Consider the following 26,412-nt stretch of genomic DNA (forward strand, 5'->3'; position numbering starts at 1 on the left):
ATTCCCTCGCCGAGGTGGGGCGACGATACCCTCACCACCCGAGCTGGCGGACGACCGAGGTCATGAGCGCGTCCTCGACATCGTCGAATCCGGGCCCGAACTGCCCGAAGCGCAGTGAGCTGATGAGACCGATGATCGCGACCCAGACGGTGATCGCCGCCGAGGTGGCCTCCGGGTGGACGTCGATGCCGAGCGTGCGGATCTCCTCGGCAAGACGGGCGAGGCTCTGATTCGCCTGCGCCTCAGGCGGCGCCGGCTGCGCGGTCGCACCATCGCCTGCCGTCGGCGGAACGACCCCGTCCCATGGTGACCTGCGGCCATCACCGTCGGCCGCTTCCCGTGCCGCGCGATCTTCGAAAGCCAGCGCCCTCGCCCGCAGATCGGCGACGAGGCGGATGAGTGCGGCCATGACGCGGGTGCCGGGTTCGACGGTGACCTCGTGGGGAGCAGAGTAGGCGGCGATCGGGGTGCCGTAGATGAGCGCCCAGCGCTGCGGGTGCTCACGAGACCATGCGAGCATCGCCAGCCCCAGCGATGCGACTGAACGGTCCTGCTCGAGCGCCGCATCGACGGCATCGGCCAGCGATGTGAACGCGTCGGCGATGAGGATGGTGAGCAGTTCGTCGCGGGTCTTGACATACCGGTAGACCGCACTCGAGACGATCCCGAGCTCACGAGCGACCGCTCGCAGCGACAGGGCCTCGACACCGGATTCGTCGAGCATCCGGTTGCCGATCTCGACGATCCGCGTCTCCGTCTCCTCGCGCGCCCGCTGTCGCGGTGTCTTCGTCGCCTCGTCGCTCATGCCCTCATGGTAGATCGAGAGAGCATGCGAGGTAAAAGTGAGCACTGCTCTTGTTTCGGCAGTCTGGCCGCGCTACGCTCGAAGCGTCAACACAGAGAGCAGTGCTCACACTTTGCCTCTGATCATTCTCGAAGGGGTTTACTCATGCGCTCAGCACTCGTCCTCGGCTTCGGTCAGATCGGCACTCAGATCGCCCACGACCTCACCGCCGTCGGCATCGACGTCCGTGTCATGACTCGGTCGCGACCCGACGGACTGACAGTCACCGACACAGCGATCGCTCACCGCGCTGGCCTCGACTCACCTGCGCCTCAGCATGGCACCGAGCACGCCCGTCCAGCCGCTGGCTCCGAGACGGTGCCCGGCACCGACCCCGTGGCGACCGCCCGCGGTCGGATCACGTGGTCTCAAGGTGACGCGTCATCAGCCGAAGCTGTCCGCCAGGCCGCGGAGGAGGTCGGCGCGGAGGCGATATTCGCGTGTGTCCACACCGCCTATGACTCGCGAGTCTGGGCGAGAATCCTGCCAGGACTCGAAGCCTCGATCCTCGACGCTGCCGCCCAGCTCGGCATCGCTGTCGTCTTCCCCGAGTCCGTCTATGCCTTCGCCGGTCTGACCACGCCGATCACGGCAGATGCGGAGTTCGCGCCCGTCGAGGAGAAGGGGCGGATTCGTCAGCAACTGCTCGTGGCTCGCTCTGCCCATCCCGCGCAGGTGGTGAGTGTGCTCGCCGGGGACCTCATCGGCGCAACGGCCTCACCGACGAGCTCGGTGGTCCGCCTCTGCATCACCGGTCGCATCACCGCAGGCCGCTGGGCAGTCGTTCCGGCACGCACCGATGTGCCCCACGGGATCACGGTCATCGACGACATGGCGGCGACGATGATCGACGCAGCAACCGATCTCAGCGCGGCCGAACAGCGCCATGCGGGGAGCCACCGGCTCGTCATCGCCCCGAGCGCGAATCCGACGCTCGCCGAGGTCACCGCCTACGCCCATGACGTGCTCGGCTCGACCTACCGGAAGCCGATCGCTCTCCCCCACGCCGTCGTTCGGGCAGCCGGCTGGTTCGACCGGTCGATGTTCGAACTCGCCGAGCTCGCCCCGATCTGGCGCCGCCCGTGCCTCATCGATTCAGGAGACGCTGATGCCGACTGGCGAGCCGGCATCGACGCGATGCTCCGGTGATCGCGGAACCGCAGCCCCACCTCGGCGGGCATGCCCCGGTTATGGGCCACCACCTCGGCGGATGTACCCACGGAACCGCGTCCCCACCTCGGCGGGCGCACACACGGAACCGTCCCCCCACCTCGGCGAGGGAACCTGATCGTCCTCAGCTCTGGTTGAGGAAGATCCCGTTGCCGGGACCGAGCGGCAGGTCGAGGAAGTACCAGAGCGCGAGCAGCGCCGCCCACGCGAGCCAGAACGGGATGACGAACGGGAACATCCGGGAGATCACGGTGCCGAGGCCCGCGTTCGGCTCGTAGCGGCGGACGAGACCGAGGAGGACGATCATGTACGGGTTGAGCGGGGTGATCACCTGCGTCGCGGAGTCGCCGACGCGGAACGCGGCCTGGATGAACGCCGGTTCGTAGCCGAGGAGTGCGAAGAGCGGGACGAAGACCGCGGCCATGAGCGTCCACATCGATGAGCCGGAGACGATGAAGAGGTTGAGCACGCTCGCGAGCAGCATGAAGCCGATGATCGCGGCGAACCCGGTCAGTCCGATCGCCTCGAGTCCGGAGGCACCGGCGACGGCGATCCACGACCCGATTCCCGTCCAGTTGAACAGGGCGATGAACTGGCCGAGGATGAACGCGAGGATGAGGAAGGACATCATGTCGATGATCGACTGGGCCATCATCCGCACGACGTCGTTCATCGACCGGATCGTGCCGACGACGATGCCGTAGACGACGCCCATGAGCATGAAGTATGCGAAGACGATGAAGACGATCGAGGACAGCAGCGGCGACTTCGGGAGGAATCCGCCCTCCTCGTTGCGCCACGGCGAGTCCGGGATGAGCACGGAGACGAGGATGACCGCAGTCAGGGCGAGCGCGGAGAGCAGCGCCCAGAGCAGGCCGCGTTTCTCGGCGGGTTCGAGCGTCGGGGAGACTTCCTTCTGTGCGGCTTCGATCTCCTCGGCGCTCACGGAGTTCTCGCTGTAGTCGACGTCCGTGGCCTGGTACTTCTTGTCCAGGCCCTGCGTCGTCGCGTCGACGTAGTCACGCGGCACGCCCTTGCGGACCATGTTCGGTTCGATGAGCTTGTCGATGATGAACCCGGCGATGATCGCGAGCATGATCGAGGCGACGATGTTGAAGTAGTAGTTCGAGACCGGGTTGACCGCCTGGTACTCGATGCCCGGCAGGGTCTCCATCACCGAGGTGGTGATGCCGGCGAAGAGCGCGTCGAGGCTGGTCGGCACGATCGATGTCGAGTAACCGGCACCGGTGGCTGCGAACCCTCCGATGAGACCGGCCATCGGGTGCCGGCCGGCGGCCTTGAAGACGAGGGCGGCGAGCGGCGGGATGATGATGAACGCCGAGTCGGCCATGATCGACCCGACGACGCCGACGAACCCGACAGCGTAGGGCAGCAGCCAGCGCGGGCTCGATCCGAACGCGACCCGCACGGCCGCGGCGAGCATACCCGACTTCTCGGCGACCCCGACGGCGAGCAGGATCGGCAGGACCGTGGCCAGTGGTGGGAACCCGATGTAGTTCTCCCCCATCGTCGTCGTCAGCCAGGCCATGCCCTCACCGGTGAAGAGACCCTTGATGGTGACGATCTCGTCGCTGCCGGGAATGGCGACGGAGACTCCTGCGATCGCCATCGCCGTCGAGATCGCGCCGGTGATGAGGAAGAGTCCGAGGAAGAGGGTGAACGGTTCGGGCAGTTTGTTGCCGATGCGTTCGATCCCGTCGAGGAGGCGCTGGCCGAAGCCGACCTTGGCTGGTGTCTGCGCTGACATGGCTCTGCTTTCTCTCGTGGCTAGGCGAAGTAGTTCTCGACGTCGATGGCGCCGCCGGCGCGGGCGAACTCGGTGTCGACCTCGGCGGCGAGGTCATCGTCGACGAGGTAGTCCAGCGCCGTGCACGCGAGCCCGTAGGCGGCGTCGTGGGCCGCGGCCTCAGCTTCGGGGGTGATCGCCGCGGCCGCGAATTCCCTGGTGTGCAGGGCGGTCTCGGAGTCCGCGGTCCTGATGAGCGGGTGGATGCCCGGGATCCGGTAGGAGACGTTGCCGAAGTCCGTCGAGGCGGCGATCGACTCGTCGAGGACGCCCCCGGGCAGCGGGGTCCTCCCCTGCGCGATCTCGTGGAGCGCCCACCGCTTCGTCAGCGCGGAGTTCGTCCGCACCGGCAGCGACGGCGGGTGTTCGTCCCAGGTGATCTCGACGCCGGTGCCGGTCATGAGCGCCGCCCCCTTCGCCGCATCCTCGACCCGCTGCGAAAGCTCCTTGAGCGTCTCCGGGTACTTCGAGCGCACATAGCACTGGACGGTCGCCGTCTCCGTGATGATCGACGGCCGGGTGCCGCCGTCGGCGATGACGGCGTGGAGGCGGGAGATCGGCGGCATCTGCTGGCGCATGAGCCCGAGTCCCTGGTAGAAGAGGGTCGCGGCGTCGAGCGCGTTGCGTCCCATGAAGGGCTGCGCCGAGGCGTGCGCGGCGGCCCCGGAGTAGGTGACCTCGAGCAGGCGCCTGCCCAACCACACCTGGTCGGCGCAGTCGTAACCGTACCCGTGGACCATGATCGCCGCGTCGATGCTGTCGAAGGCACCGGCCCGGGCCATGACCTCCTTGCCCGAGTGCCCCTCCTCGGCGGGGGTGCCGAGGAGGACGACCGTGCCCGGCACCGCCTCGGGGTTCTGCCGGTAGAGCTCGTCGAGGGCGAGGAAGGCCCCGACTCCGGCTGCGGCGATGAGGTTGTGCCCGCACGCGTGGCCGATCTCCGGCAGGGCGTCGTACTCGGCGAGGATCGCGATCGTCCGGCCGTTCCCGTTGCCGGTCGTCGCCTGGAGCGTCGTCTCGACGCCGTAGAGCCCGGTCTCGACGGCGATGCCCCGGGATTCGAGCACCGCGGCGATCGCTGCGACGGACTCGACCTCCTCGTAGGCGGTCTCGGCGAGCTCGTGGATGCGGTGGAGGAGCCCGGTGATCTCGTCGCCAGCACCGGTGAGGGCGGTGGCGATGGCATCTGTGCTGGTGGTCGGGGCGCCGGTGAACTCCGAGGTCCACTCGGCGGCGTTGTCCGCTCGCGCCCGGGTCTCCGCGGCGATGTGGTCGAGGTAGCTCTCATCGGGGACCGTGGCACGGCCGAGGTCTCTGGGTGCGCTCATGGCTCACAAGCATAGGAGACGCCGGTCACAGACACACCCATGACCCGTCACAGAGGATGGTCTCCCGGGGCGGCCTCAGAGGGGTGGACTCAGACCGCGGTGAGCTGAAGGGCGAGCGAGTCCGCGCGTTCGACGACGATCGGATCGGCGGCCAGCGCCTGCTGGAACCGTTCGACCTCCTCGGCGGGGACCTGGCCCGTGACGCCGAGGCGGATGCCGAGTTCCGGTCCCTCGACATGGACGCGCGCGCTGCCGGGGCTGAGGCTGATCCGGGCGAGCCAGGGGAACCGTCCGGCCAGGGCCACGGCCGCCTCGGCGACGGTGGGATCGGCCCACGCGGGAGTCCACGGTCGACCCTGGGCAAAGGCGAAGAGGGCGGGGCGGCGGAGGAGGAACGACCGGTCGGTGCCGGGGTCGAGGACGACGAGCTGGGAGTCGGCCTCGATAGCCCCGAGCGCCAGGCGTTCGGACTCGATGGGCACCGGCCTCGCCTCGGGATGCCACGCCGTCAGCGGTGGGATCGCGGAGAATCCGGGTGTGCATTCGCGTCCGTCCTCGGCCTGGAGGCGGACCATCGCCATGTCCGAGGAGTTGTCGACCATGAGGCCGTTCTCCCCGACGCCGTGGTCGACGGCGATCGGGACGATCGGGGCATAGAGGCGGACGCCGGCCAGGGCGGCGACGACGCCCTGGTGGGCAGCCGGGTCGAGCGGTGACTCCGCGGCCGTTTCGAGCGCGGCCAGGAGGGGCGCATCGGCCTCTCCGGTGTCACCGGAGAACGGGTTGGGCGCGAGGTTCCGGCCCTCCCAGGGCTGGCCGGCGGAATCGGTGGGCATCGGGTTCAGCGTCCCGCGACGTCGAGCGCCTCTTCGAGGGTGAACTTGCCCGCGTAGAGCGCCTTGCCGACGATCGCGGAGTCGACCCCTGCGGGCACGAGAGCGCGGAGACTGCGGAGGTCGTCGAGGCTCGAGACCCCACCAGAGGCGGTGATGGGCTTGTCGGTGCGCGTCGTCAGGGATTCGAGGAGCTCGAGGTTGGGTCCCTGGAGGGTGCCGTCCTTGCGGACGTCGGTGACGACGTAGCGGGCGCAGTTCGCGGCTTCGAGACCGGCGAGGACCTCGAAGAGGTCTCCCCCGTCCTTCGTCCAACCCCTGGCCGAGAGCGTCTGGCCGCGGACGTCGAGGCCGACGGCGATCTGGTCGCCGAAGCGGGCGATCATCTCCGCCGTCCACTCCGGGTTCTCGAGCGCGGCGGTGCCGATGTTGACGCGCTCGGCCCCGGTGTCGAGTGCCCGTTCGAGGCTTTCGGTGTCGCGGATCCCCCCGGAGATCTCGACCTTGATGTCGACGGCCTTGACGACCTGGTTGAGGAGGTCGGAGTTCGATCCGCGTCCGAACGCGGCGTCGAGGTCGACGAGGTGGATCCACTCGGCTCCGCGCTCCTCGAAGTCGTGGGCGGCGTCGATGGGCGATCCGTAGTCGGTCTCGGTGCCGGCTTCGCCCTGGACGAGGCGGACGGCCTTGCCGTCGGCGACGTCGACGGCGGGAAGGAGGACGAGCTTGTCAGTCATGGTGGCCTTTCTTCTGTCGCGCATGCGCTGCGACGGGGTCGACGGGTGCGGGGATCGGCTCGAGGGGCGCTGGGGCCTGACGGCTGCTAGCGGCTGTCAGGTGAGCGGCCTCCGTCAGAGACGCGGTCATCGTCGGGGAACGAGGCGATCCAGTTGCGCAGCAGGGCGGCACCCGCCTGAGCGGACTTCTCCGGGTGGAACTGCGCTGCCCACGTGGTCCCGTCCTCGACGGCGGCGATGAACTCCGAACCGTGGCGGGCGGTCGTCACAAGCGTTCCCGCGGGGTGATCGGTCGCCGCGTACGAGTGGACGAAGTAGAACTTCTCGTCCTCGATGCCAGAGAACATCCGCGACCCTTCGGCTGCAGTGATGTCCGACCATCCCATATGCGGGACGACGGGAGCATCGAGCGCGGTGACCTCGCCGGGCCACAGACCGATGCCCGCCGTCTCGACACCGTGTTCACGACCCTGCGAGAAGAACACCTGGAGGCCGACGCAGATGCCGAGCAGCGGCCGTCCCTCCTCGTGGCGGGCTCTGATGAGGTCGAGCGCATCGACCCCTTCGAGCCCGGCCATGACGGCGGAGAACGCGCCGACGCCGGGAACGAGGAGCCCGTCTGCGGCCTCGATGTCAGCGTGGTCGGCAGTCAGTCTCACCTCGGCGCCGGCGGCCTCAGCTGCGCGGACGGCAGAGCGGACGTTGCCTGCTCCGTAGTCGAGAACGGCGATCGTCGTCATCGTGACCGGCCTCCGGACAGGACTCGGGAGATCCGCCAGAGGGCGAATCCGAGGACGACGACACCGAGAACGGCGACGCCCCACGCCACACCGTTGCCGCTGAGCCCGAAGCTCACGCCGAAGGCGAGGACGATGCCGGCGAGGACGGCGACGATGATCCACAGCAGCGCTGTCCGTGCCAGCGCCGCCCGGCCCGGTGTCATCGTCGCGGCACTCGCCTGGAGCTTCGACATCGACGAGGTGGGGATGTTGCCTTCGACCTGGTCGGCCGTCGTCGTCTCGAGCAGGAGCTGTTCGACGACGTCGGGAAGGTTGCGCAGGGCGAGCCCGGCCGGCACATCGGATTCGCGGGCACCGTTGCGGTAATGGCCGGCGTCGATCTGCTCGTCGCTGCGGACGAGGAGGAGGACCTCATGCTTGCCGGCGAGCTTCGAGATCGCCGCGGCCGCCTCGTTGCCGGCTGCGACTCCGGTGTCGGCGAGGACGATGCCGGTGAAGTCGCCGACGGGCACGATCGTGCCGGTGATGTTCGAGAGCACGCAGGCGGCGGCGAGCTGGTCGGGAACCCCGAACGGGGTGACGACGACGGTGGTGCTCATAGGACTCCCTTGGTGCTCGGGACCGCGGTGGTGCGGCCATCGGGTTCGACGGCTTCGCGCAGGGCCCGGGCGAACGCTTTGAACTGGGCTTCGACGATGTGGTGGGGGTCGCGGCCGCGGATGAGGTCGAGGTGGACGGTCAGCCCCGCGTGCAGCGCGATCGATTCGAGGGCGTGCGAGGTCATCGACCCGGTGAAGTGTCCGCCGATGAGGTGGTACTGCTGCCCTTCGGGTTCTCCCTCGTGGACGAAGTAGGGGCGGCCCGAGATGTCGACGACGCATCGGGCCAGCGATTCGTCGAGCGGAACGAACGCGGAACCGTAGCGGCGGATGCCGGCTTTGTCCCCGAGCGCCTCGGCGAGGGTCTGGCCGATGACGATCGCGGTGTCCTCGACGGTGTGGTGGACGTCGATGTGGGTGTCGCCCTTGGCAGTGACGTCGAGGTCGATGAGCGAGTGCTTCGCGAGCGCCGTGAGCATGTGGTCGAAGAACGGCACGGTCGTCGCGATGTCCGCCTTGCCGGTTCCGTCGAGATCGAGGGCGACGGACACGGTCGATTCCGATGTCGACCGCTCGCGCTGGGCCTGCCTCATAGTGAGCCTTTCGTCGTGTGCCGCGCCGTCATGTGCGGCGCGGATGCTGCGCTTCCCATTGTCCCAGGGTCACCGCCCGGCTGAGAACCGGGGCGACCTGCGGCGACTCAGTGGGCGCTGAGCAGGGTGGAGGGATCGTCAGCGACGATATCGTTCATCGCGGCGAGGAACGCGGTCGTCTCAGCTTCTGTCCCGGCATTGACTCGGGCATGGTGCGGGATGCCGATGTCGCGGATGAGGATCCCCCGGTCGAGCAGCTTCTGCCACAGTTCGGCCGGTTTCGCGATGCCTCCGAAGAGGACGAAGTTCGAATCACTCGGATGGACGGTGAAGCCGAGTTCGGCCAGACGGGCCGAGATCGCGTTCCGGGAGTCGATGAGCCGGTCGACGTTGCCGAGGAGGAGATCGGCGTGCTCGAGCGCTGTGCACGCGAGCACCTGGGTGACGTCGGAGAGGTGGTAGGGCAGGCGGACGAGGCGGAGGGTGTCGATGAGTTCGGGGGCGGCGATCGCGTAACCGAGCCGCAGACCCGCGCATGCGAACGCCTTGCTCATCGTCCGGGAGACGACGAGACGAGGGCGGCCTGCCAACAGGGTCATCGCCGAAGGCAGCGCCGGGCGGGAGAACTCGGCGTACGCCTCGTCGACGATGACGATGCCCGAGCAGTTCTCGTACGCGGCTTCGATGACGTCGAGGCCGAGCGAGGTGCCCGTCGGGTTGTTCGGGGTGCAGAGGAAGACGATGTCCGGGTCGACGCGGGAGACTTCGGCGGCGACCGCCTCGGCGGTGAGTCCGTAGTCGTCGTCGCGCTCGGCATGGATCCATTCGGCACCGGTGCCCGTCGTGATGAGCGGGTGCATCGAATAGCTCGGGGTGAAGCCGAGTGCGGTGCGTCCGGGACCGCCGAAGGCCTGGACGATGTGGGAGAGGACCTCATTCGAGCCGTTGGCGGCCCAGATCATCTCAGGATGCAGCTCGACGGCCGTGCCCGCGCGCTCGTTGACGCCAGTCAGATAGTCGACGAGGTGCTCGCGCAGTGCCGTGAACTCACGGTCCGGGTAGCGGTTGAGTCCGGCCAGATGAGTGTCGACGGCCGTGCGCATCGCCTCGACGACGACGTCCGGAATCGGATAGGCGTTCTCGTTGACGTTGAGCTGGACCGGCACGTCGAGGTGCGGGGCGCCGTAGGGCTCACGCCCGACGAGGTCGGAGCGGACTGGCAGAGACTCGATGTTTCCCACACAGCGATTTTAGCGCTGGGGAACGTCGAGGCTCTGGCCGGGGTGGACGACGGGCGAGGACAGGTGGTTGAGCTCGACGATGTCGGCGACGACGTCACGGGTGTCGCGGTCGAGGCCGAGGTTCGAGGCCACCGTCCACAGCGACTCGCCCTCGCCGACGACGACGGAGTCCGCGGCGACGCCGATGACCTCGTCACCGCCGACCGCCTCGGCGGTGAACGTCTGGGTCGAGAAGAAGAGCGTGCCGCCGACGATCGCGAGGGCGCACACGGCGGTGCGGAGCAGACGCACGGCACGGCGGCCGCGGTTGGTCAGATGCAGTTCCTGATTCATCACAGACATCGCATTTACCTCTTTCTTCGTACTATTCCACCCGCAATGGGTAGAACGTCTGTTCTATTCAACACATCATTCGAACAAATGTCCAGTCCATCTCGAACATTTATGAGACAATGAGAGAGAACCAGCGTTGTTGATCGATCTCGAACAACCATCCCAGGCGGCACTGACACGAGGTCTCTCGAGGCGGTTCAACCGGTGGGAAACGGCGGGATTAGAACGAAGGGGAAAGAGCAATGGTGCAGAGCAAACGAGGCAGAGGCAGGCCGCGCAACGAGGATGTTGCCAGCGAGATCGCCGCGGCCCGCAGCGAAGAGGACGAGGTCGAGATCCCTGACGGTCCGACCGGGGCCGGGGACTTCCGTCTCTCCCCCCGACAGCGGCTCGTCCTCGAGACGATCGAGCGCGCCGTCGTCACCAACGGCTATCCGCCGAGCATGCGCGAGATCGGCGAGGCGGCGGGTCTCGCCTCGCTCTCGAGTGTGGCCCATCAGCTCTCCCAGCTCGAGCGGCTCGGCTACGTCCGCCGCGACCCCAAGCGCCCGCGGGCGATCGAGGTCGTCAATCCCTTCGAGGAGGAGGAGGCCGAGCGCGCGAAGTACGAGGAGCTCGCGAACAACACTGTCCAGGTCCCCGTCGTCGGCCGCATCGCCGCCGGTGGTCCGATCCTCGCCGAGCAGGAGGTCGACGACGTCTTCTCCCTGCCCACGCAGGTCGTCGGCTCCGGTGAGATGTTCCTCCTCAAGGTCGTCGGCGATTCGATGATCGAAGCCGCGATCTGCCACGACGACTGGGTCGTCGTGCGCAAGCAGCACACCGCTGACAACGGGCAGATCGTCGCCGCCCTCCTCGACGGCGAAGCGACGGTGAAGACCCTCAAGCGCAAGGCCGGGCGCCAGTGGCTGCTGCCGCAGAACAAGGACTACGACCCCATCGACGGTACGTACGCCCAGATCATGGGCCTCGTCGTCGCCGTCATCCGCCGGCTCTGAGGTTGGGTTCCTCGCGGGCCTCTGCGGGTGGGCTCGCCCCTCGCCGAGGCGGCTGACCGGAAACGCGAATGCCCACGACCGTTGGTGGTCGTGGGCATTCGGCGTGTCTGGGGCGCCTCGGCGGTCGGGGCAAGGGTGTCTGGGGCGAGTCGGCATGCTCCGGCAGGCGGGTGACGGCTGGCGTGCGTGTCGCCGCAGGCCTCGCGCTCTGCCGACCGGCACCTCGAGCGACAAATCATCCCCGTGCAAGCAGCGGATTTAGCGCTACGGGTGCGGGGTGTGAAACTGTGCGGAGGTTTTGCCGCTAAGGGGAGGTTTTACCGCCGAGGGGAGGTTGTGCCACTGCGGGGATGAATGGCCGCCTCGGGGCTGACACGAACCGCCCCTATATGCCCGTCATGGAGTCGGCAGTCGAATAGCCCTCCGTCCACTCCCCGTCATGGAACAATGCGACCAGGGTGAACACCATGGCGAGACCGCCCAGAACGAAGAGCACGATCGGCCAGACGTTGAGATATGTGGCACCCATGAGCAAGCCGATTCCCCCTCCGGCGAGAAGGACGACACCCGAGAGGAAGCACGGCAGCCAGTATTTCCGATAGGGCTTCTTCTTCCGCTTGCGAGCCATGGCGCGAACTTTACCACCCGGCCCCGCGCCGTCACTTCTTCGCGGCGTCCTCGTCCTTCGTCGCGGCCAGGCGCCCGAGTGCTGTGCGCACGACCGCCGGATCCGTCGTCGGCCACATCTGCGGCATCGAACTGACGAGGTAGCCGGCATAGCGGGCCGAGCGCAGACGCGAGTCGAGGACCGCGACGACGCCCTTGTCCCCGGTCGACCGGATGAGCCGACCGGCACCCTGCGCCAGACGCAGCGCGGCATGCGTCGCGCTCACCGCCATGAACCCGTTGACCCCGCGCCGGTCGGCGTCCCGGGCCCGCGCCTGCATGAGAGGGTCGTCCGGGCGCGGGAAGGGGATCCGGTCGATGATGACGAGCCGGTTCGTCCGGCCCGGCACGTCGACGCCCTGCCAGAGGGACATCGTCCCGAACAGGCACGCCTCGTCGTCGGCGGCGAACCGGGAGACGAGCGACGGCAGACCGTCGTCGCCCTGGAGGAGGATCGGCAGATCGAGCCGGTCCCGCAGGTGCTCGGCCGCGGCATTCGCAGCCGCGCGGGACGAGAAGAGTCCGAGCGCCCCGCCCTTCGAGGCTGTGACGAGGGCTTCGAGTTCGGCCAGCGCTTCCTCGCTCAGCCCGCTGCGACCGGGTTTGGGCAGGTGGGAGGCGACGTAGATGATGCCCTGCCGGCCGTAGTCGAACGGCGATCCGGCGTCGAGGCCGTCCCACCTCGGCGAGTCGGGGCCGACGAGACCGAGCGAGGCGGCGACGGCGTCGAAGTTCCCGCCGAGCGACAAGGTCGCCGAGGTGGCGACGACGGTTGACTCTTCGAAGATCCCGTGCCGCATCGTCCCGGCCACGCTCAGGGGCGCGACGACGAGGTTCGTCGTCTCCCGCTCGCGGAAGGTGCTGCGGCTCAGCCACACGACGTCGTTCTTGCCGGGGTCGCAGAAGCGTTCGGCGAGTTCGAAGATCTCCTGGCACCGGGCCTTCGCCATCTGCCGGCCGGCGTCCGCGTCCTCGCTGCGTCCGCCGATGTCGTTGATGATCTGCCGGGCGGAGTCGCGGATCTGCGTGAGCGCGAGGGCGAGGGGTTCGGGCAAAGAGAGCATGAGCCCTTCGCTCACCCCGGCGGTGGCGCGTTCGAAGGCCGCCGAGGCGGTGTCGAGCATCGCGGTCACGCCGTCCTCGACCGTGGTGTGCTTGCGCACCGCCGAGGTGGCCGCCGAGAGCATGCCCGTGTTGATCTGGCCGGACAGGGCATTGGTCACCCGGTCCTTGAGCTCGTGTGCCTCGTCGATGATGATGACGTCGTGTTCGGGCAGGACGGCGTTCTCCCCGAACGCGTCGATCGCGAGCAGGGCATGGTTGGTGACGACGATGTCCGCCTCGGCGGCGGCGTTGCGGGCCTGTTCAGCGAAGCATTCGGTGAAGAGCGGACAGTTCGAGCCGAGGCAGTCGAAGGCGTTGACGGAGACCTGCGCCCACGCTTTGTCGCTGACGCCGGGGATGAGGTCGTCCCGGTCTCCGGTCTCCGTGGTCTTCTCCCACGTGCGGATGCGTTGGATCTCCTCGCCGAGGCCCGACCGGTCGGCGGGCTTCCGTCCGGCGGCGGCATCGGCGCCGAGGTCGAAGAGCATTCCCTCGTCCTCGTCGGGGTAACCGCCGGCGAGTTTGTGCTTGCACACATAGTTCCGCCGCCCCTTGAGCAGGGCCGCCTTCGGCAGCGGGTCGAGGGACTTCTTCACGGATTTGAACAGGCGCGGGAGGTCACGGTGGATGATCTGCGTCTGCAGGGCGAGCGTCGCCGTGGAGACGATGACCTTCCCACCGGTGCGGCTCGCGTACTCCGCGGCCGGCACGAGGTAGGCGAGCGATTTGCCGGTTCCGGTGCCGGCCTGGACGAGGAGGTGGATGCCCTTGTCGAGCGACGAGGCGACCGCCTGCGCCATCTCGGTCTGACCCTCACGGGTCGACCCGCCGATGGCGCCGACGGCCGCAGAGAGCAGGTCGGCGACCGAGCTCACTCGCCGATGACCATGTCAGGCCGGCGGAACTCCTCGAGTTCGGCGGCGAGCTCGGCCGGGACCTTCGCGTGCATGCCCGTGCCGCCCTCACCGTGTTCTTCGTGATCGACGGTGCCCAGCGCATAGATCTTCGAGACGAGGTCGCCGCGCTCGTAGGGGATGAGCACGGAGACTTCGATGTTCGGCGACGGCAGCTTCTCCTCGATCGTCTCGACGAGGTCGGCGATGCCCTCCCCCGTCGTTGCGGAGACGAACCGGGCGCCCGGGTATTCGGCACGCAGCGCCGTGACCACGGTCTCGTCAGCGAGGTCGACCTTGTTGAAGACGAGGAGTTCCGGGATGTCACCGGTGTCGACGTCCCCGAGGACCTCGCGGACCGCGCGGATCTGCCCCTGCGGGTCCGGGTGGGAGGCGTCGACGACGTGGAGGAGGAGATCGGAGTCCGAGGCCTCTTCGAGCGTCGACCGGAACGCCTCGACGAGCTGGTGGGGCAGGTTGCGGACGAATCCGACGGTGTCGGTGTAGGTGAACGTGATGCCGTCGGAGGTCCGGGACTGTCGCACCGTCGGGTCGAGAGTCGCGAACAGGGCGTTCTGGACCATCACCTCGGCGTCGGTGAGCCGGTTGAGCAGGGACGATTTGCCGGCGTTCGTATAGCCGACGATCGCCACGGAGGGCACATGGTTGCGTGCGCGGTTCTTCCGCTTCGTGTCCCGGGCGGGAGCCATGCCGGCGATCTGGCGGCGCAGCTTCGCCATCCGAGTGCGGATGCGGCGCCGGTCGAGTTCGATCTTCGTCTCACCGGGACCACGTGAGCCGATGCCGGCACCGCCGGCGACACGGCCACCGGCCTGCCGGGACAGCGACTCACCCCAACCGCGCAGACGTGGGAGAAGGTATTCGAGCTGGGCGAGTTCGACCTGCGCCTTGCCCTCACGGGACTTCGCGTGCTGGGCGAAGATGTCGAGGATGAGCGCGACGCGGTCGACGACCTTGACCTTGATGACATCCTCGAGTCCGCGCCGCTGGCTGGGCGCGAGTTCGGAGTCGATGATCACGGTGTCGGCGCCGACGGCTTCGACGATCTCCTTGAGCTCGGCGGCCTTGCCGCGGCCGAGATACGTTCCCGGGTCCGGCTTGTCGCGGCGCTGGACGATCGCGTCGAGGACTTCGGAGCCTGCGGTCTCGGCGAGGGCAGCGAGTTCGCGGATCGAGTTCTCGGCTTCGTCGAGGGTCGTGTTCCACAGTCCGGCGAGGACGACGCGCTCGAGCCGGATCTGACGGTATTCGACCTCGGTGACATCTTCGAGTTCCGTCGAGAGGCCCGCGACGCGGCGCAGGGCGGCACGCTCGGCGAGGTCGAACTGCGATTCCTCGTCAGCGGCGGCTTCCTTCGGGCTCAGCGCCTGGGCACCTCTGGCGAGGACACGATCGAGCATCGCTTCCCGACGCTCTTTGTCAGTGGACGTCATTCATTCCTTTGTTCGTGGCAACTGCTGTACACGAAGTACAACGCACATGTGCGTCCATCTATTCTCCCACAGCCGTTTAGACTGAGACGGTGTCGGAGCACTATTTCACCGAGAGCCCCTCGAGCCAGGCCAAACGCCGCGAGATCACCCTCGATCTCGCCGGTCGCACCGTGGCCCTGGAGACGATGAGCGGGACCTTCTCCCCCACCCGTCTCGACCCCGGCACGGCGGTGCTGCTCAAGCATCTTCCCGATCCCGAACCCGGCGACCTCCTCGATCTCGGGTGCGGCTGGGGTCCCATCGCCCTCCATTCCGCGTTCCAGGCCTCCGACGCCGAGGTGGACGTCCGGGTGTGGGCCCTCGACATCAACTCCCGATCGCTCGAGTCGACCGCGGCGAACGCGGCCAGGCTCGGCCTCGATTCGGTCCGCACCGTCACCGCCGACGAGGTTCCCGCGGACGTCCAGTTCTCCGCGATCCGCTCGAATCCGCCGATCCGCGTCGGCAAGGACGTCCTCCATGAGCTCCTCGAGACGTGGCTGCCGCGCCTGGCCCCGGGCGGGCGCGCCGACCTCGTCGTGTCGAAGAACCTCGGCGCCGATTCGCTGCTCACCTGGATCCGCGGGATGCTCGGCGAGGGGTTCACCGCCGAGCGCACCGCCTCGTCGAAGGGCTTCCGGATCCTGACGATCCACAGGGACGCCTGAGCCTCCCCCGCCGACGCGGGCTCATCGAATGTTCCCCCGCCGAGGCGGTCGCTCAGTCGATTGTGCCCGTGGCGACGAGCACGGCCGGACCGGCGAGGGTGACGGTTCCCTGGTCACCGTCCTCATCAGGGGTGATGCCGATGCGCAGGCGTCCCCCGGGGACGTCGACACGCCACTGCAACGGTGAGGTCGGTCCCGCCCAATGGTGGGCGGCGATGGCCGCCGCGCACGCCCCGGTGCCGCAGGATCGGGTCTCGCCGACTCCGCGTTCGGACACCCGCATGCGCAGGGCGCCTTCGCCTCCGGCGAGGTCGCTGCGGGCCGGTTCCATGACGATGAACTCGACGTTCGACCCTTGCGGGGGCACGGGGTCGAGGACGGGAGCGTCACGGAGGTCGGCCGCGGAGAGTTCGGCCGCCTCGGCGAGGGCGACGACGGTGTGCGGATTCCCCGTCTCGACGGAGAGCCCAGGTCGGGGGACGTCGATGCCGTCGGTGGTGACGAGGGTCTCGGCGGTCTCATCGATCGACCAACGGCCCATGTCGACGGTGTACCACGCGTCCTCGGGGCCTCCGGGGGTCGACGCCGTCGACGGCTCGGTCTCGCCGAGGGCCGGGTTGAGGGTGATGCGCACGGTCTTGATGCCGTCCCGGGTGCCGACTTTGATCTCCTCGCTGTCGGCGGGGACCCGGCTGGTCTCGAGCAGGGCATGAGCGAAGACGCGCACCCCGTTGCCGCACATCTCGGAGAGGCTGCCGTCGTGGTTGTAGTAGTCCATGAACCATTCAGCGCCGGCAGCGGCCTGCTCGTCGGCGCCGGGGATGCCGCTGTCGGCTGAGCGCACGATGCGGATGACGCCGTCGCCGCCGAGGCCCGTGCGCCGGTCGGCGAGCAGCGCGACGGTCTCGGGATGGAGGGTGAGGTCGCCGCCGTCATCCTCGAGGAGGACGAAGTCGTTCTCGGTGCCGTGGCCCTTGTGGAACCGGGTGCCGGCGAGTGCGGCGAACGGGGTATTCATGACTCCAGTCTAACGATGTCCAGGGCCCGGTCGAGCTTCGCCCCCGCCTCGGCGACTCCGGAGTCGATCCAGGTCACGCGCGGATCGCGGCGGAACCATGTGTCCTGGCGGCGGGCGAACTGGCGGGTGCGCACGATCGTCGATTCGCGGGCGGACTCGGCGTCGATGGCACCTGCGAGGTAGTCCTGGATCTGCGCGTAGCCGATCGCCCGCGACGCGGTCTTCCCGTGGGCGAGCCCCTGGTCGAGGAGAGTGCGGACCTCGTCGACCCACCCCGCGTCCCACATCAGACCGACGCGGGCGGCGATGCGCTCGTGCAGAGTGCTGCGGTCGAGGGCGAGGCCGATGTGGATCGTCGGTTCGATCGCCGTGTACTCGGGCAGGGATGCGGTGAAGGGCTGTCCCGTGAGCTCGATGACCTCGAGGGCTCGGACGATGCGGCGGACGTCGTTGACGGTGATCTTCTCCGCGGCCGTGGGGTCGAGGTCGGTGAGTTTCGCGTGGGCGGCCCACCGGTCGGCGTCGACCTCGGTCTCGAGTCGGGCGCGCACCTCCGGATCGGTGCCGGGGAAGTCGAGGTGGTCGGTTGCGGCACGGGCGTAGAGTCCCGACCCGCCGACGAGGATCGGCCGGTTCCCGCGGGCGCGGATGTCGGCGATCGCGGCCCGCGCCTGCTCTTGGAAGGTCTGGACGTTCGCTTCGTCGGTGACGTCAAGGATGTCGATGAGGTGGTGCGGGACGCCGCGGCGTTCGTCCGGCGGCAGCTTCGCCGTGCCGATGTCCATCCCGCGGTAGAACTGCATCGCATCCGTGTTGACGATCTCCCCGCCGAGGCGCTCTGCGAGGTCGAGGGCGAGATCGGACTTCCCCGTCGCCGTCGCTCCGACGACCGTGATGACGGGTGGGTGCTCGTGGGTCTCGGCGTGCTCGCCCATCTCAGTACTCGATCTCGGCGCAGAGGGTGCGGACGTCGTGGACGGTCGTGTCGACGATGATGGTCGTGCGGTGACGAGGGGTCGTCGTTGTCGTACCGAGCGCGCGACCGAGGAGGTCGAGGTCGGCGTGGACTGCCGCGGCCTTGCCGACGAGGTCGCGCAGTCGCTCGACGTCACCGGCTCGCACGGCGTCGACGACGGCGGTGTCGAATTCGCGTGCTCCGGCCACCGGCGCCAGCGGTGAGTCCGCCGAAGCGGCCGCGGAGAGGTCGATCGGGATGAGGATGTCGTCACCGGAGCCCAGTGGTCCGATGGTCACTCCCGCGTCGTGCGCGTGGAGGGCCGCGACGCTCAGTCCCGGGTGGGCGAAGGCACACCGCTTGCGCTCGGCTTCGTCGAGCTCGGTCGCTGCCTCCACCCAGTCCGCCCCGTCGAGGCGTTTGCCCGTGCGGGTGTCGATGCCGCGGTCGATGCCGAACCCGCCGAGGCCGAGGAGTGTCGGGAGCGTGTCGACGGGCAGGGCCCACCGGTCGGCTGAGGTCAGGGTCGCACAGATCCCGGCGCGCACCTCGGCGACGGACTCTGTCTCGGAGAGATCGACGTCGGGAAGGAGAACGGGGGCTGAGGGGATGAGCGCGAGGCGGCCCATCTCAGCTGCGGGGGCGGATCGTCGGCATGCCGAGGACCGTGGCACCGCCGGCCGATGAGCCGGGGCTCGGTGCGCCGCACGAGTCGGCCTGGGCGCGGTCGTAGGCGTCGCCGGCGCGGGAGGGGCGCACGCTGTACCCGGTGTCGGCGAGGACGAAGTAGGGTTTTGCGTCGGTGACGGTCGCGGTGACGAAGTCGCCGGGTCGCGGTGCCGGTGTGCCGTCAGGAAGTCCGACGTGGACGAGGCGGTTGTCGGCGGCGCGACCGCTCAGGCGCGGGGAGTCGGCGCTCGGCAGTCCGGTGACGAGGACCTCGACCTCGGTGCCGATGAGGGCCCGGTTCTCCTCCCACGCGATCTCGTCCTGGACGGCGATGAGGCGTTCGAAGCGCTCCTGGACGACCTCTTTGGGCAGCTGGTCGGGCATCGTCGCGGCCGGGGTCCCCGGACGGATCGAGTACTGGAAGGTGAAGGCCTGGGAGAACCGGGCTCGACGGACGATGTCCATTGTGCCTGCGAAGTCCTCCTCGGTCTCGCCGGGGAAGCCGACGATGATGTCGGTGGTGATCGCGGCGTTGGGGATGCGGTCGCGCACGGAGTCGAGGATGCTCATGAACCGGCTCGTCCGGTAGGAGCGGCGCATGGCTTTGAGGATCCGGTCGGACCCGGACTGCAGCGGCATGTGCAGCTGCGGCATGACGGTGGGGGTCTCGGCCATCGCCTCGATGACGTCGTCGGAGAACGCGGCCGGGTGCGGGCTGGTGAAGCGGACGCGTTCGATGCCCTCGACGTTGCCGACGGCGCGCAGGAGCTTCGCGAACGCGCCCTTATCGCGGAATTCGGCGCCGTAGGAGTTGACGTTCTGGCCGAGCAGGGTGACTTCGACGACGCCGTCGGCGACGAGGGCTTCGACCTCGGCGAGGATGTCGCCGGGACGGCGGTCCTTCTCCTTGCCGCGCAGGCTGGGGACGATGCAGAACGTGCACGTGTTGTTGCAGCCAACGGAGATCGAGACCCAGCCGGAGTGCTGGGATTCGCGGCGGCTCGGCAAGGTCGAGGGGAAGACGTCGAGGCTTTCGAGGATCTCGACTTGGGCCTCGTCGTTGTGGCGTGCGCGTTCGAGCAGCGCGGGCAGGGATCCCATGTTGTGGGTGCCGAAGACGACGTCGACCCAGGGGGCCTTCTTGACGATGGTGTCGCGGTCCTTCTGCGCCATGCATCCGCCGACGGCGATCTGCAGACCGGGGTGCTGCTCCTTGACCTTGGCGAGGCGGCCGAGGTTGCCGTAGAGACGGTTGTCGGCGTTCTCGCGCACTGCGCACGTGTTGAACACGACGACGTCGGCCTGGGATTCGACATCGGCGGGAACGTATCCGGCGTCGTCGAGGAGTCCGGACAGGCGCTCGGAGTCGTGGACGTTCATCTGGCAGCCGTAGGTCTTCACCTCATAGCTGCGCGGGTGAGCGTCGGTGGCGTGCGGGGCGTCGATGAGTTCAGTCATGGCCCCACCATTCTACCGCCGTCGAGCACGCCCCTGTCTCCGACTCAGGTCTCAGCGAGGACCTCTCGTGTGACCTTGAGGCAGATCGTCGAGGAGAAGCCACGGCGGGCGAGCATCCCGAGGATGCGACGCTCGCGGATCTCATGGGCGAGACCCCGGGTCGAGCGCGCCTTCTTCTCGGCGACCTCCCGGGCGAGGTCCTCCTCGCCGTCGACCTCCTCGACGACACCGGCGATGGTCTCCTCGTCGATGCCCTTCTTCACCAGCTGTCGGCGCAGGGCCGAACGGGAGAGCTTCCGGCTCTCCCGCTGGGCTTTGGCGAACCGCTGGGCGAACTGGGTGTCGTCGAGGAGGTTCGAGCGCTCGAGCTTCGTGATGAGGCGGTCGACGACCGCAGGGTCGATGTCGCGGCGCAGGAGCTTCTCGCGCAGCTCGGTCGACGAGTGGTCGCGCATCGCGAGCATGTTGAGCGCGGTCTTCTTCGCCTTCGCATACGCCTCGGCGAGTTCCGGAGAGTCCGCGAACGGCTCGTCGGGCACGGTACCGGCCGGCTCACCCGCGCTGGGACCCGCGCCGGGCACTCCCTGAGCGGAACGTGCCGAACCCGGCCCCGGCTCGGCGGATTCGGTCGAACCCACCGCGCCCTCGGAACCGGTGCCCGACGTCTCCTCGGCGTCACCGGCGTCGAGTCGCGCGAAGAAGCCCGTCCCGCCGGCGGCCTGTCGGGATTCGAGGTCCGACAGGGCCCGGCGGAGGTCGGTGAGCGTCTTCGGGTCCTCGCTCATGGCCTCACGAGACCTCGACGTCGTCGGACTCCTCAGCGGCAGGAGCGTCGGCGGGATCCTCGTCGACCTTGATCAGCCCCATCTTGTGCTTGATCTTCAACTCGATCTCCTCGGCGAGGCCGGGGTTGTCGCGGAGGAAGTTGCGGACGTTCTCCTTGCCCTGGCCCAGCTGGTCGCCGTCGTAGGTGAACCACGAACCGGACTTGCGGATGATCCCGTTGTCGACGCCCATGTCGATGAGGCTGCCTTCGCGGGAGATGCCGTGGCCGTAGAGGATGTCGAACTCGGCCTGCTTGAACGGCGGGGCGACCTTGTTCTTGACGATCTTCGCCCGAGTGCGGTTGCCGATCGCGTCCTGGCCCTCCTTGAGGGTCTCGATGCGGCGGACGTCGATGCGCACGGAGGCGTAGAACTTCAGCGCCTTGCCGCCCGAGGTGGTCTCGGGTGAGCCGAAGAAGACGCCGACCTTCTCACGGAGCTGGTTGATGAAGATCGCCGTGGTCTTCGACTGGGCGAGTGCTCCGGTGATCTTCCGCAGTGCCTGCGACATGAGGCGGGCCTGGAGGCCGACATGGCTGTCGCCCATCTCGCCCTCGATCTCGGCCTTGGGCACGAGCGCTGCCACCGAGTCGATGACGATGATGTCAAGGGCGCCGGAGCGGATGAGCATGTCGGCGATCTCGAGCGCCTGCTCACCGGTGTCGGGCTGGGACACGAGCAGCTGGTCGGTGTCGACGCCGAGCTTCTTCGCATACTCGGGGTCGAGGGCGTGCTCGGCGTCGATGAACGCGGCGATGCCGCCTGCCTTCTGCGCGTTCGCGACGGCGTGGAGGGCCACGGTCGTCTTACCGGAGGACTCCGGACCGTAGATCTCGACGACGCGGCCGCGCGGGAGACCGCCGATGCCGAGGGCGATGTCGAGGGAGACCGAACCCGTCGGGATCGACTCGATCGGCTCCCGGACTCCTTCGCCGAGGCGCATGATCGCGCCCTTGCCGTAGTTGCGGTCGATCTGTCCGAGGGCGGCGTCGAGGGCCTTCGACTTGTCGCCGCCGGTGGGGATCTGCAGGTTCTTGGGTGTACGCGCCATGACCTCTCCTAAGGTGTCGTTTCCTGTGAGACCAACGCTAGAAGACGGCACTGACATGAGGACAGAGGAGGATTCTCCCCTGTGGACAGTCGGCCACTCGTGGTCACAGGTCCCGTGATTCGCTCACCAGCATAGCCCATATGGGAACAGGTGTTCGATATATGTCGGCGTGTCGGGCGAAGATCTGTCCGAACCACCAGGCATGCCGCAGCCCCGGATGAGGTCAGAACGGCGTCGACCGGGGCTTCTCCTTGCCGAGGCGACGGGAATCGGGGACGCCCATCGAATCGCACACGGCGATCCAGATGTCGCGGGGTTCGATGCCGCGGCGGAACGCCTCGGCGGCGGTGATCGACCCGATGCTGCTCAGGGTGAGGTCGGTGTGGAGTGAGGCCGCGCGAGCCTCACCGAACTCCTCATTCATGAGGGTCCAGTAGAGGGTGTGGCGCATTACGGCTTGGCTGCCAGCCGCGGAGACGGATATCCGCCGGGGTGTCCGAGGATCTTGTCCGAGAGCTCCTGCGGGATGGTGTCCGGGATCTCGACGCCCTCTGCCAGGGCGAAGCGATCGGAGACCTCGGTGAGCAGCGCCGAGACGGGGAGATCGAGGGCTTCGCAGATCGCCGACAGGAGTTCGGAGGAGGCTTCCTTCTGTCCGCGTTCGATCTCGCTGAGGTAGCCGAGCGAGACGCTGGCTCCCGTGGAGACATCGCGCAGCGTCCGTCCCTGACGGCGGCGAGCGGAACGCAGGGCGTCGCCGATTTCAACTCTCAGTAACATTGTGCGTCCCTCCCTTTGCTCGCGCGATCGTGCATTCAACTTTACAGCCCGGCCGCGCGGACGCGCCAACCTGGGCGGGTGAGATCGGGGTATTGCCAGTCCTTTCGGAGAAACCGGCACGGTGGCATTTCAGTGCGTATGTCATGTTGATGAGACAACCGCTGAGACAGGGAACTTATTCCGCGCTCATTCCCCGCTGGGACCGAAGGCGAGTTTCGTCGTGAACTCGCCGAGGCGCTCGACCATGGTCTCGACCGTGGCCCGCCGGATCGCCTCCCGGTCCCCCGTGAAGTGATGCTCGAGGACTTCTGCTCGGGAGCCGAAGGCGACAGCCGTGAAGACGAGTCCGACCTCCTTGCCGTCCTGCGGATCGGGTCCGGCGACCCCGGTGCACGAGACCCCGATGTCGGCGATGCAGGCGCGAGCGGCTCCGACGGCCATCTCCGCGGCGACGTGCGGGTCGACGGGTCCGGTCTCCTCGAGACGGTCGGCATCGACCCCGGCAAGGGTCGCTTTGAGGTCGGTGGCATAGGTGACGAGTCCCCCGCGGACGACCGCGGAGGCGCCGGGGACGTCGACGAGAGTGGAGATGAAGCGTCCCGCGGTGAGCGATTCCGCCGAGGCGACCGAGAGTCCCAGCCGCGTGCACGTGGCGATGATGCCCCGGCACGTCGCGAGAAGGTCAGCGGCCATCGTCGGACTGTGACTGGCCCGGAGTGCCGTCATCGCGAGTGCCACCAGGGTTGCGTTCGCCGAGGTTGCCGCCGCTGTCCGCATTGCCGGCAGGTGCGCCTGCCTCCCCCGCATGCGCGGCGCGGGCGAGCTTCGCCGCCTGGATGCAGTAGTCGACGCCGGTGACGATCGTGACGATGATCGCGGCGACGAGGACGAGCCACGCGATGACGAGGAGGACGACGGCGACGACACCGGGCACGAGGAACGCGAGCGGCTTCCACAGGAGCAGGAGGCCGATCGCCACGGTCTGGAGGACGGTCTTGATCTTGCCGCCGCGGGAGGCGGGCATGACGGCGATGCGGATCATGAAGAACCGCAGCACCGTGATGCCGAGTTCACGGACGAGGATGATCACGGGCACCCACCACGGGACCTCGCCGACGACGGCGAGGCCGATGAGAGCCGCTGCCATGAGCGACTTGTCGGCGATGGGGTCGGCGATCTTGCCGAAGTCCGTGATGAGGTTGTACTTGCGAGCGAGGTCGCCGTCGATCTTGTCGGTGAGCATCGCCAGGAGGAACACCGCGAGCGCCCACCACCGCGTCGTCATGTTCTGCCCGCCGTCGCCCAGAAGCAAGACGAGGAAGACGGGAACGAGCAGGATCCGCACGACAGTCAGCGCGTTGGGGAGGTTCCAGTTGCTCGGGGCGGCCTCGGGTGGGGTCTCAGCTCGTTCGTTCACACCTCAACCCTATCGGAGACCCCTGGCAATGAGACGGAGCCGACCGCTCATCGTGGGCGATCGACTCCGCAATCGTTATGCCAGCCGCCTCACAGCGGCCCGTGGCCTCAGCGGCCGGTGAGCTGCCAGGCGTCCTCTCCCGAGGCCTCGACGACCTCGAGTCCCGTCTCCGGGTCGATGTCGCCGACCCGCAGATCCTCGGCATGGCCGACGCCGTTGCCGTAACGGTCCTCCCTCGCCGAGGCGGTCCCCCGACTGTCGTCGGACGCACCGTACTCGTCGCCGGAGTCACCGTAGTCGTCGTCGAAGTCCTCGGCGAAGTCATCGGCAGCCGAGGCACCCGCGGAGGGACCTGCCGCCTCGGCGGGTGGGGTCTCCCCCTTGATGACGGCCAGGGCCGCCGGCAGATCCTCGGGGCGGACGAGGACGTCTCGGGCCTTCGATCCCTCGGAAGGGCCGACGATGCCGCGGGACTCCATGAGGTCCATGAGGCGACCGGCCTTCGCGAAGCCGACACGGAGCTTGCGCTGGAGCATCGAGGTCGAGCCGAACTGGGTGGTGACGACCTGTTCGGCGGCCTGGAGGAGGAGTTCGAGGTCGTCGCCGATCTCCTCGTCGATCTGCTTCTTCGGCGCCTCGACGGCGACGTCCTCGCGGTAGTTCGGGGTGAGCTGGCCCTTGACGTGCTCGACGACCTTCTCGATCTCGGACTCATTCACCCACGCACCCTGGACGCGCATCGGCTTCGCCGCACCCATCGGCAGGAACAGGGCGTCACCCTGCCCGATGAGCTTCTCCGCACCGGGCTGGTCGAGGACGACACGGGAGTCGGCGAGCGAGGACGTCGCGAACGCGAGCCGGGAGGGCACGTTGGCCTTGATGAGGCCGGTGACGACGTCGACGCTGGGACGCTGGGTGGCGAGCACGAGGTGGATGCCGGCGGCGCGGGCGAGCTGCGTGATCCGCTGGATCGAGGCCTCGACGTCGCGGGGGGCGACCATCATGAGATCGGCGAGCTCGTCGACGACGACGAGGAGGTACGGGTAGGGCTGGAGGACCCGCTCGGACCCGGGCGGCACCTGCACGCGGCCCTCGCGGACGGCCTTGTTGAACTCCTTGATGTGCTTGAAGCCGAAGTTCGCGAGGTCGTCGTAGCGGGCGTCCATCTCGCGCACGACCCATTCGAGCGCCTCGGCGGCCTTCTTCGGGTTAGTGATGATCGGGGTGATGAGGTGCGGGATTCCCTCGTAGATCGTCAGCTCCACGCGCTTGGGGTCGACGAGGATCATGCGCACCTCGTCGGGGGTCGCGCGCATCATGATCGAGGTGATCATCGAGTTGACGAAGCTCGACTTACCGGCACCGGTGGCACCGGCGACGAGGAGGTGGGGCATCTTCGAGAGGTCGGCGACGACGAATCCGCCTTCGACGTCCTTGCCCACGCCCATGACCATCGGGTGGTCGGTCTTGCGGGCGGCCTTCGAGCGGAGCACATCGCCGAGGGCGACGTTCTCGCGGTCGGAGTTCGGGATCTCGATGCCGATCGCCTTCTTGCCGGGGATCGGTGAGAGGATGCGGACGTCGGCGCTGGCCACGGCGTAGGCGATGTTCTTCGACAGCGCGGTGACCTTCTCGACCTTCGTGCCCGCACCGAGTTCGACCTCGTACCGGGTGACCGTGGGTCCGCGGGAGAACCCGGTGACCTGGGCGTCGATCTTGAACTGCTCGAGGACGTCGCGCAGGGCCTCGACGACGCGGTCGTTGGCCTCGGAGCGCTCCTTCGCGGGCGGTCCGGGGACGAGGTAGTCCGAGTTCGGCAGGGTGTAGGTGACGTCGCCGGCGAGGGTGAGCTGTTCGACGCGTTCGGGCAGCTGCTCGGTCGGGGGCGGTGCCGGGGTGTTTGTCGTCGGCACCGGCGCCGAGGCGGCAGCGGAGTTCGCGGTGTGCGCGACGGTCGGCGCGTCCTCCATGCCGATGGCCTTCTTGAGCGCCGAGGCCTCGCGTTCGGCCTTCGTCGGGCGGCGCTCCCCGGGCTTGAACTGGGGTTCGGTCTCGATGACCGTGGTCGCGGCCTCCTCGTCGGAGACCTCCTCTTCGCGGATGTAGGCCTTGTCGTAGGCCTTGTCGGCGAGGTCGTCGTCGACGGGGGTGTCGAGCTGGGGATCTCGGTCTTCTTCTTCCGGCTGCGGCGCT

The 26,412-nt window shown here is 68.2% G+C and carries 27 protein-coding genes; 3 read left to right on the plus strand and 24 right to left on the minus strand.

Annotated features, from left to right (window positions below; all coding sequences use genetic code 11):
- Window positions 1-31: 31 nt before the first annotated feature.
- Window positions 32-805 (minus strand): TetR/AcrR family transcriptional regulator, encoded by a 774-nt coding sequence (locus AC0VYB_RS11930; RefSeq protein WP_119297140.1) that lies wholly within the window; start codon window positions 803-805, stop codon window positions 32-34.
- Between the two features lie 144 nt (window positions 806-949).
- Here AC0VYB_RS11930 and AC0VYB_RS11935 point away from each other — a divergent pair, with 144 nt between their 5' ends.
- Window positions 950-1,993 carry a Rossmann-fold NAD(P)-binding domain-containing protein gene (locus AC0VYB_RS11935; RefSeq protein WP_475384718.1) on the plus strand — a complete coding sequence of 348 codons (1,044 nt, stop codon included), beginning with the start codon at window positions 950-952 and terminating at the stop codon, window positions 1,991-1,993.
- Window positions 1,994-2,138: 145 nt separating this feature from the next.
- Here the strand turns inward: AC0VYB_RS11935 and AC0VYB_RS11940 are convergent, their stop codons facing one another.
- From AC0VYB_RS11940 to AC0VYB_RS11980, 9 genes are all read right to left on the minus strand, one after another.
- Entirely contained in the window at window positions 2,139-3,782 is a 1,644-nt protein-coding gene (locus AC0VYB_RS11940; RefSeq protein ID WP_095376502.1) for an AbgT family transporter, read from the minus strand.
- A 20-nt stretch (window positions 3,783-3,802) separates the two neighbouring features.
- Entirely contained in the window at window positions 3,803-5,149 is a 1,347-nt protein-coding gene (locus tag AC0VYB_RS11945; RefSeq protein ID WP_063250546.1) for an amidohydrolase, read from the minus strand.
- 89 nt (window positions 5,150-5,238) lie between these two features.
- Entirely contained in the window at window positions 5,239-5,985 is a 747-nt protein-coding gene (locus tag AC0VYB_RS11950; RefSeq protein WP_063250547.1) for an SseB family protein, read from the minus strand.
- Between the two features lie 5 nt (window positions 5,986-5,990).
- Window positions 5,991-6,719: a bifunctional 1-(5-phosphoribosyl)-5-((5-phosphoribosylamino)methylideneamino)imidazole-4-carboxamide isomerase/phosphoribosylanthranilate isomerase PriA gene (gene priA / locus AC0VYB_RS11955; RefSeq protein ID WP_063250548.1), complete on the minus strand. Its 729-nt coding sequence runs from the start codon at window positions 6,717-6,719 to the stop codon at window positions 5,991-5,993.
- Between the two features lie 86 nt (window positions 6,720-6,805).
- Window positions 6,806-7,459, minus strand: coding sequence for an imidazole glycerol phosphate synthase subunit HisH (gene hisH / locus AC0VYB_RS11960; protein WP_063250549.1), 654 nt, complete (start codon window positions 7,457-7,459; stop codon window positions 6,806-6,808).
- Window positions 7,456-8,058: a hypothetical protein gene (locus AC0VYB_RS11965; RefSeq protein WP_063250550.1), complete on the minus strand. Its 603-nt coding sequence runs from the start codon at window positions 8,056-8,058 to the stop codon at window positions 7,456-7,458. The genes hisH and AC0VYB_RS11965 overlap by 4 nt, the downstream gene beginning before the upstream one ends.
- Window positions 8,055-8,651 carry an imidazoleglycerol-phosphate dehydratase HisB gene (hisB, locus tag AC0VYB_RS11970; protein ID WP_063250551.1) on the minus strand — a complete coding sequence of 199 codons (597 nt, stop codon included), beginning with the start codon at window positions 8,649-8,651 and terminating at the stop codon, window positions 8,055-8,057. The genes AC0VYB_RS11965 and hisB overlap by 4 nt, the downstream gene beginning before the upstream one ends.
- A gap of 107 nt (window positions 8,652-8,758) precedes the next feature.
- Window positions 8,759-9,892 carry a histidinol-phosphate transaminase gene (locus AC0VYB_RS11975; RefSeq protein ID WP_063250552.1) on the minus strand — a complete coding sequence of 378 codons (1,134 nt, stop codon included), beginning with the start codon at window positions 9,890-9,892 and terminating at the stop codon, window positions 8,759-8,761.
- Window positions 9,893-9,901: 9 nt separating this feature from the next.
- Entirely contained in the window at window positions 9,902-10,225 is a 324-nt protein-coding gene (locus AC0VYB_RS11980) for a LysM peptidoglycan-binding domain-containing protein (protein WP_063250553.1), read from the minus strand.
- A gap of 242 nt (window positions 10,226-10,467) precedes the next feature.
- Here AC0VYB_RS11980 and lexA point away from each other — a divergent pair, with 242 nt between their 5' ends.
- The gene (gene lexA, locus AC0VYB_RS11985) at window positions 10,468-11,223 is read left to right on the plus strand and encodes a transcriptional repressor LexA (protein ID WP_009378532.1); all 756 of its coding nucleotides are present in this window, start codon (window positions 10,468-10,470) and stop codon (window positions 11,221-11,223) included.
- Window positions 11,224-11,608: 385 nt separating this feature from the next.
- Here the strand turns inward: lexA and AC0VYB_RS11990 are convergent, their stop codons facing one another.
- Genes AC0VYB_RS11990 through hflX form a run of 3 tightly spaced genes read right to left on the minus strand, consistent with a single transcriptional unit; the run spans window position 11,609 to window position 15,340 of the window.
- The gene (locus tag AC0VYB_RS11990; RefSeq protein ID WP_101624768.1) at window positions 11,609-11,851 is read right to left on the minus strand and encodes a hypothetical protein; all 243 of its coding nucleotides are present in this window, start codon (window positions 11,849-11,851) and stop codon (window positions 11,609-11,611) included.
- Window positions 11,852-11,882: 31 nt separating this feature from the next.
- Window positions 11,883-13,868: an ATP-dependent DNA helicase gene (locus tag AC0VYB_RS11995; protein WP_063250555.1), complete on the minus strand. Its 1,986-nt coding sequence runs from the start codon at window positions 13,866-13,868 to the stop codon at window positions 11,883-11,885.
- Complete coding sequence (gene hflX / locus AC0VYB_RS12000; RefSeq protein ID WP_063250556.1) at window positions 13,865-15,340, minus strand: GTPase HflX; 1,476 nt, start codon at window positions 15,338-15,340, stop codon at window positions 13,865-13,867. Before hflX ends, AC0VYB_RS11995 begins: the two co-directional genes overlap by 4 nt.
- Window positions 15,341-15,429: 89 nt before the next feature.
- Here hflX and AC0VYB_RS12005 point away from each other — a divergent pair, with 89 nt between their 5' ends.
- Window positions 15,430-16,047: a class I SAM-dependent methyltransferase gene (locus tag AC0VYB_RS12005; RefSeq protein ID WP_101624766.1), complete on the plus strand. Its 618-nt coding sequence runs from the start codon at window positions 15,430-15,432 to the stop codon at window positions 16,045-16,047.
- 52 nt (window positions 16,048-16,099) lie between these two features.
- Here the strand turns inward: AC0VYB_RS12005 and dapF are convergent, their stop codons facing one another.
- From dapF to AC0VYB_RS12060, 11 genes are all read right to left on the minus strand, one after another.
- Window positions 16,100-17,065, minus strand: a complete 966-nt coding sequence (dapF, locus tag AC0VYB_RS12010; protein WP_101624765.1) for a diaminopimelate epimerase — start codon at window positions 17,063-17,065, stop codon at window positions 16,100-16,102.
- Entirely contained in the window at window positions 17,062-18,000 is a 939-nt protein-coding gene (gene miaA / locus AC0VYB_RS12015; protein ID WP_101624764.1) for a tRNA (adenosine(37)-N6)-dimethylallyltransferase MiaA, read from the minus strand. The genes dapF and miaA overlap by 4 nt, the downstream gene beginning before the upstream one ends.
- A gap of 1 nt (window position 18,001) precedes the next feature.
- The gene (locus tag AC0VYB_RS12020) at window positions 18,002-18,649 is read right to left on the minus strand and encodes a hypothetical protein (protein WP_101624763.1); all 648 of its coding nucleotides are present in this window, start codon (window positions 18,647-18,649) and stop codon (window positions 18,002-18,004) included.
- 1 nt (window position 18,650) lies between these two features.
- The gene (gene miaB / locus AC0VYB_RS12025; protein WP_101624762.1) at window positions 18,651-20,147 is read right to left on the minus strand and encodes a tRNA (N6-isopentenyl adenosine(37)-C2)-methylthiotransferase MiaB; all 1,497 of its coding nucleotides are present in this window, start codon (window positions 20,145-20,147) and stop codon (window positions 18,651-18,653) included.
- 44 nt (window positions 20,148-20,191) lie between these two features.
- Window positions 20,192-20,932 carry a regulatory protein RecX gene (locus AC0VYB_RS12030; RefSeq protein WP_009378515.1) on the minus strand — a complete coding sequence of 247 codons (741 nt, stop codon included), beginning with the start codon at window positions 20,930-20,932 and terminating at the stop codon, window positions 20,192-20,194.
- 4 nt (window positions 20,933-20,936) lie between these two features.
- Window positions 20,937-22,022 (minus strand): recombinase RecA, encoded by a 1,086-nt coding sequence (recA, locus tag AC0VYB_RS12035; RefSeq protein ID WP_009378512.1) that lies wholly within the window; start codon window positions 22,020-22,022, stop codon window positions 20,937-20,939.
- A gap of 223 nt (window positions 22,023-22,245) precedes the next feature.
- The gene (locus tag AC0VYB_RS12040; RefSeq protein WP_063250563.1) at window positions 22,246-22,473 is read right to left on the minus strand and encodes a DUF3046 domain-containing protein; all 228 of its coding nucleotides are present in this window, start codon (window positions 22,471-22,473) and stop codon (window positions 22,246-22,248) included.
- On the minus strand, window positions 22,473-22,841 hold the full coding sequence (locus AC0VYB_RS12045) for a helix-turn-helix domain-containing protein (RefSeq protein ID WP_373270486.1): 369 nt from the start codon (window positions 22,839-22,841) through the stop codon (window positions 22,473-22,475). The genes AC0VYB_RS12040 and AC0VYB_RS12045 overlap by 1 nt, the downstream gene beginning before the upstream one ends.
- A 147-nt stretch (window positions 22,842-22,988) precedes the next feature.
- The gene (locus AC0VYB_RS12050) at window positions 22,989-23,495 is read right to left on the minus strand and encodes a CinA family protein (RefSeq protein ID WP_475384719.1); all 507 of its coding nucleotides are present in this window, start codon (window positions 23,493-23,495) and stop codon (window positions 22,989-22,991) included.
- On the minus strand, window positions 23,485-24,219 hold the full coding sequence (pgsA, locus tag AC0VYB_RS12055; protein ID WP_131248106.1) for a CDP-diacylglycerol--glycerol-3-phosphate 3-phosphatidyltransferase: 735 nt from the start codon (window positions 24,217-24,219) through the stop codon (window positions 23,485-23,487). The genes AC0VYB_RS12050 and pgsA overlap by 11 nt, the downstream gene beginning before the upstream one ends.
- 107 nt (window positions 24,220-24,326) lie before the next feature.
- Window positions 24,327-26,189, minus strand: a complete 1,863-nt coding sequence (locus tag AC0VYB_RS12060) for a DNA translocase FtsK (protein ID WP_475384720.1) — start codon at window positions 26,187-26,189, stop codon at window positions 24,327-24,329.
- Window positions 26,190-26,412 lie beyond the last annotated feature (223 nt).

The organism is Brevibacterium sp. Z349TD_9 (assembly GCF_056173565.1).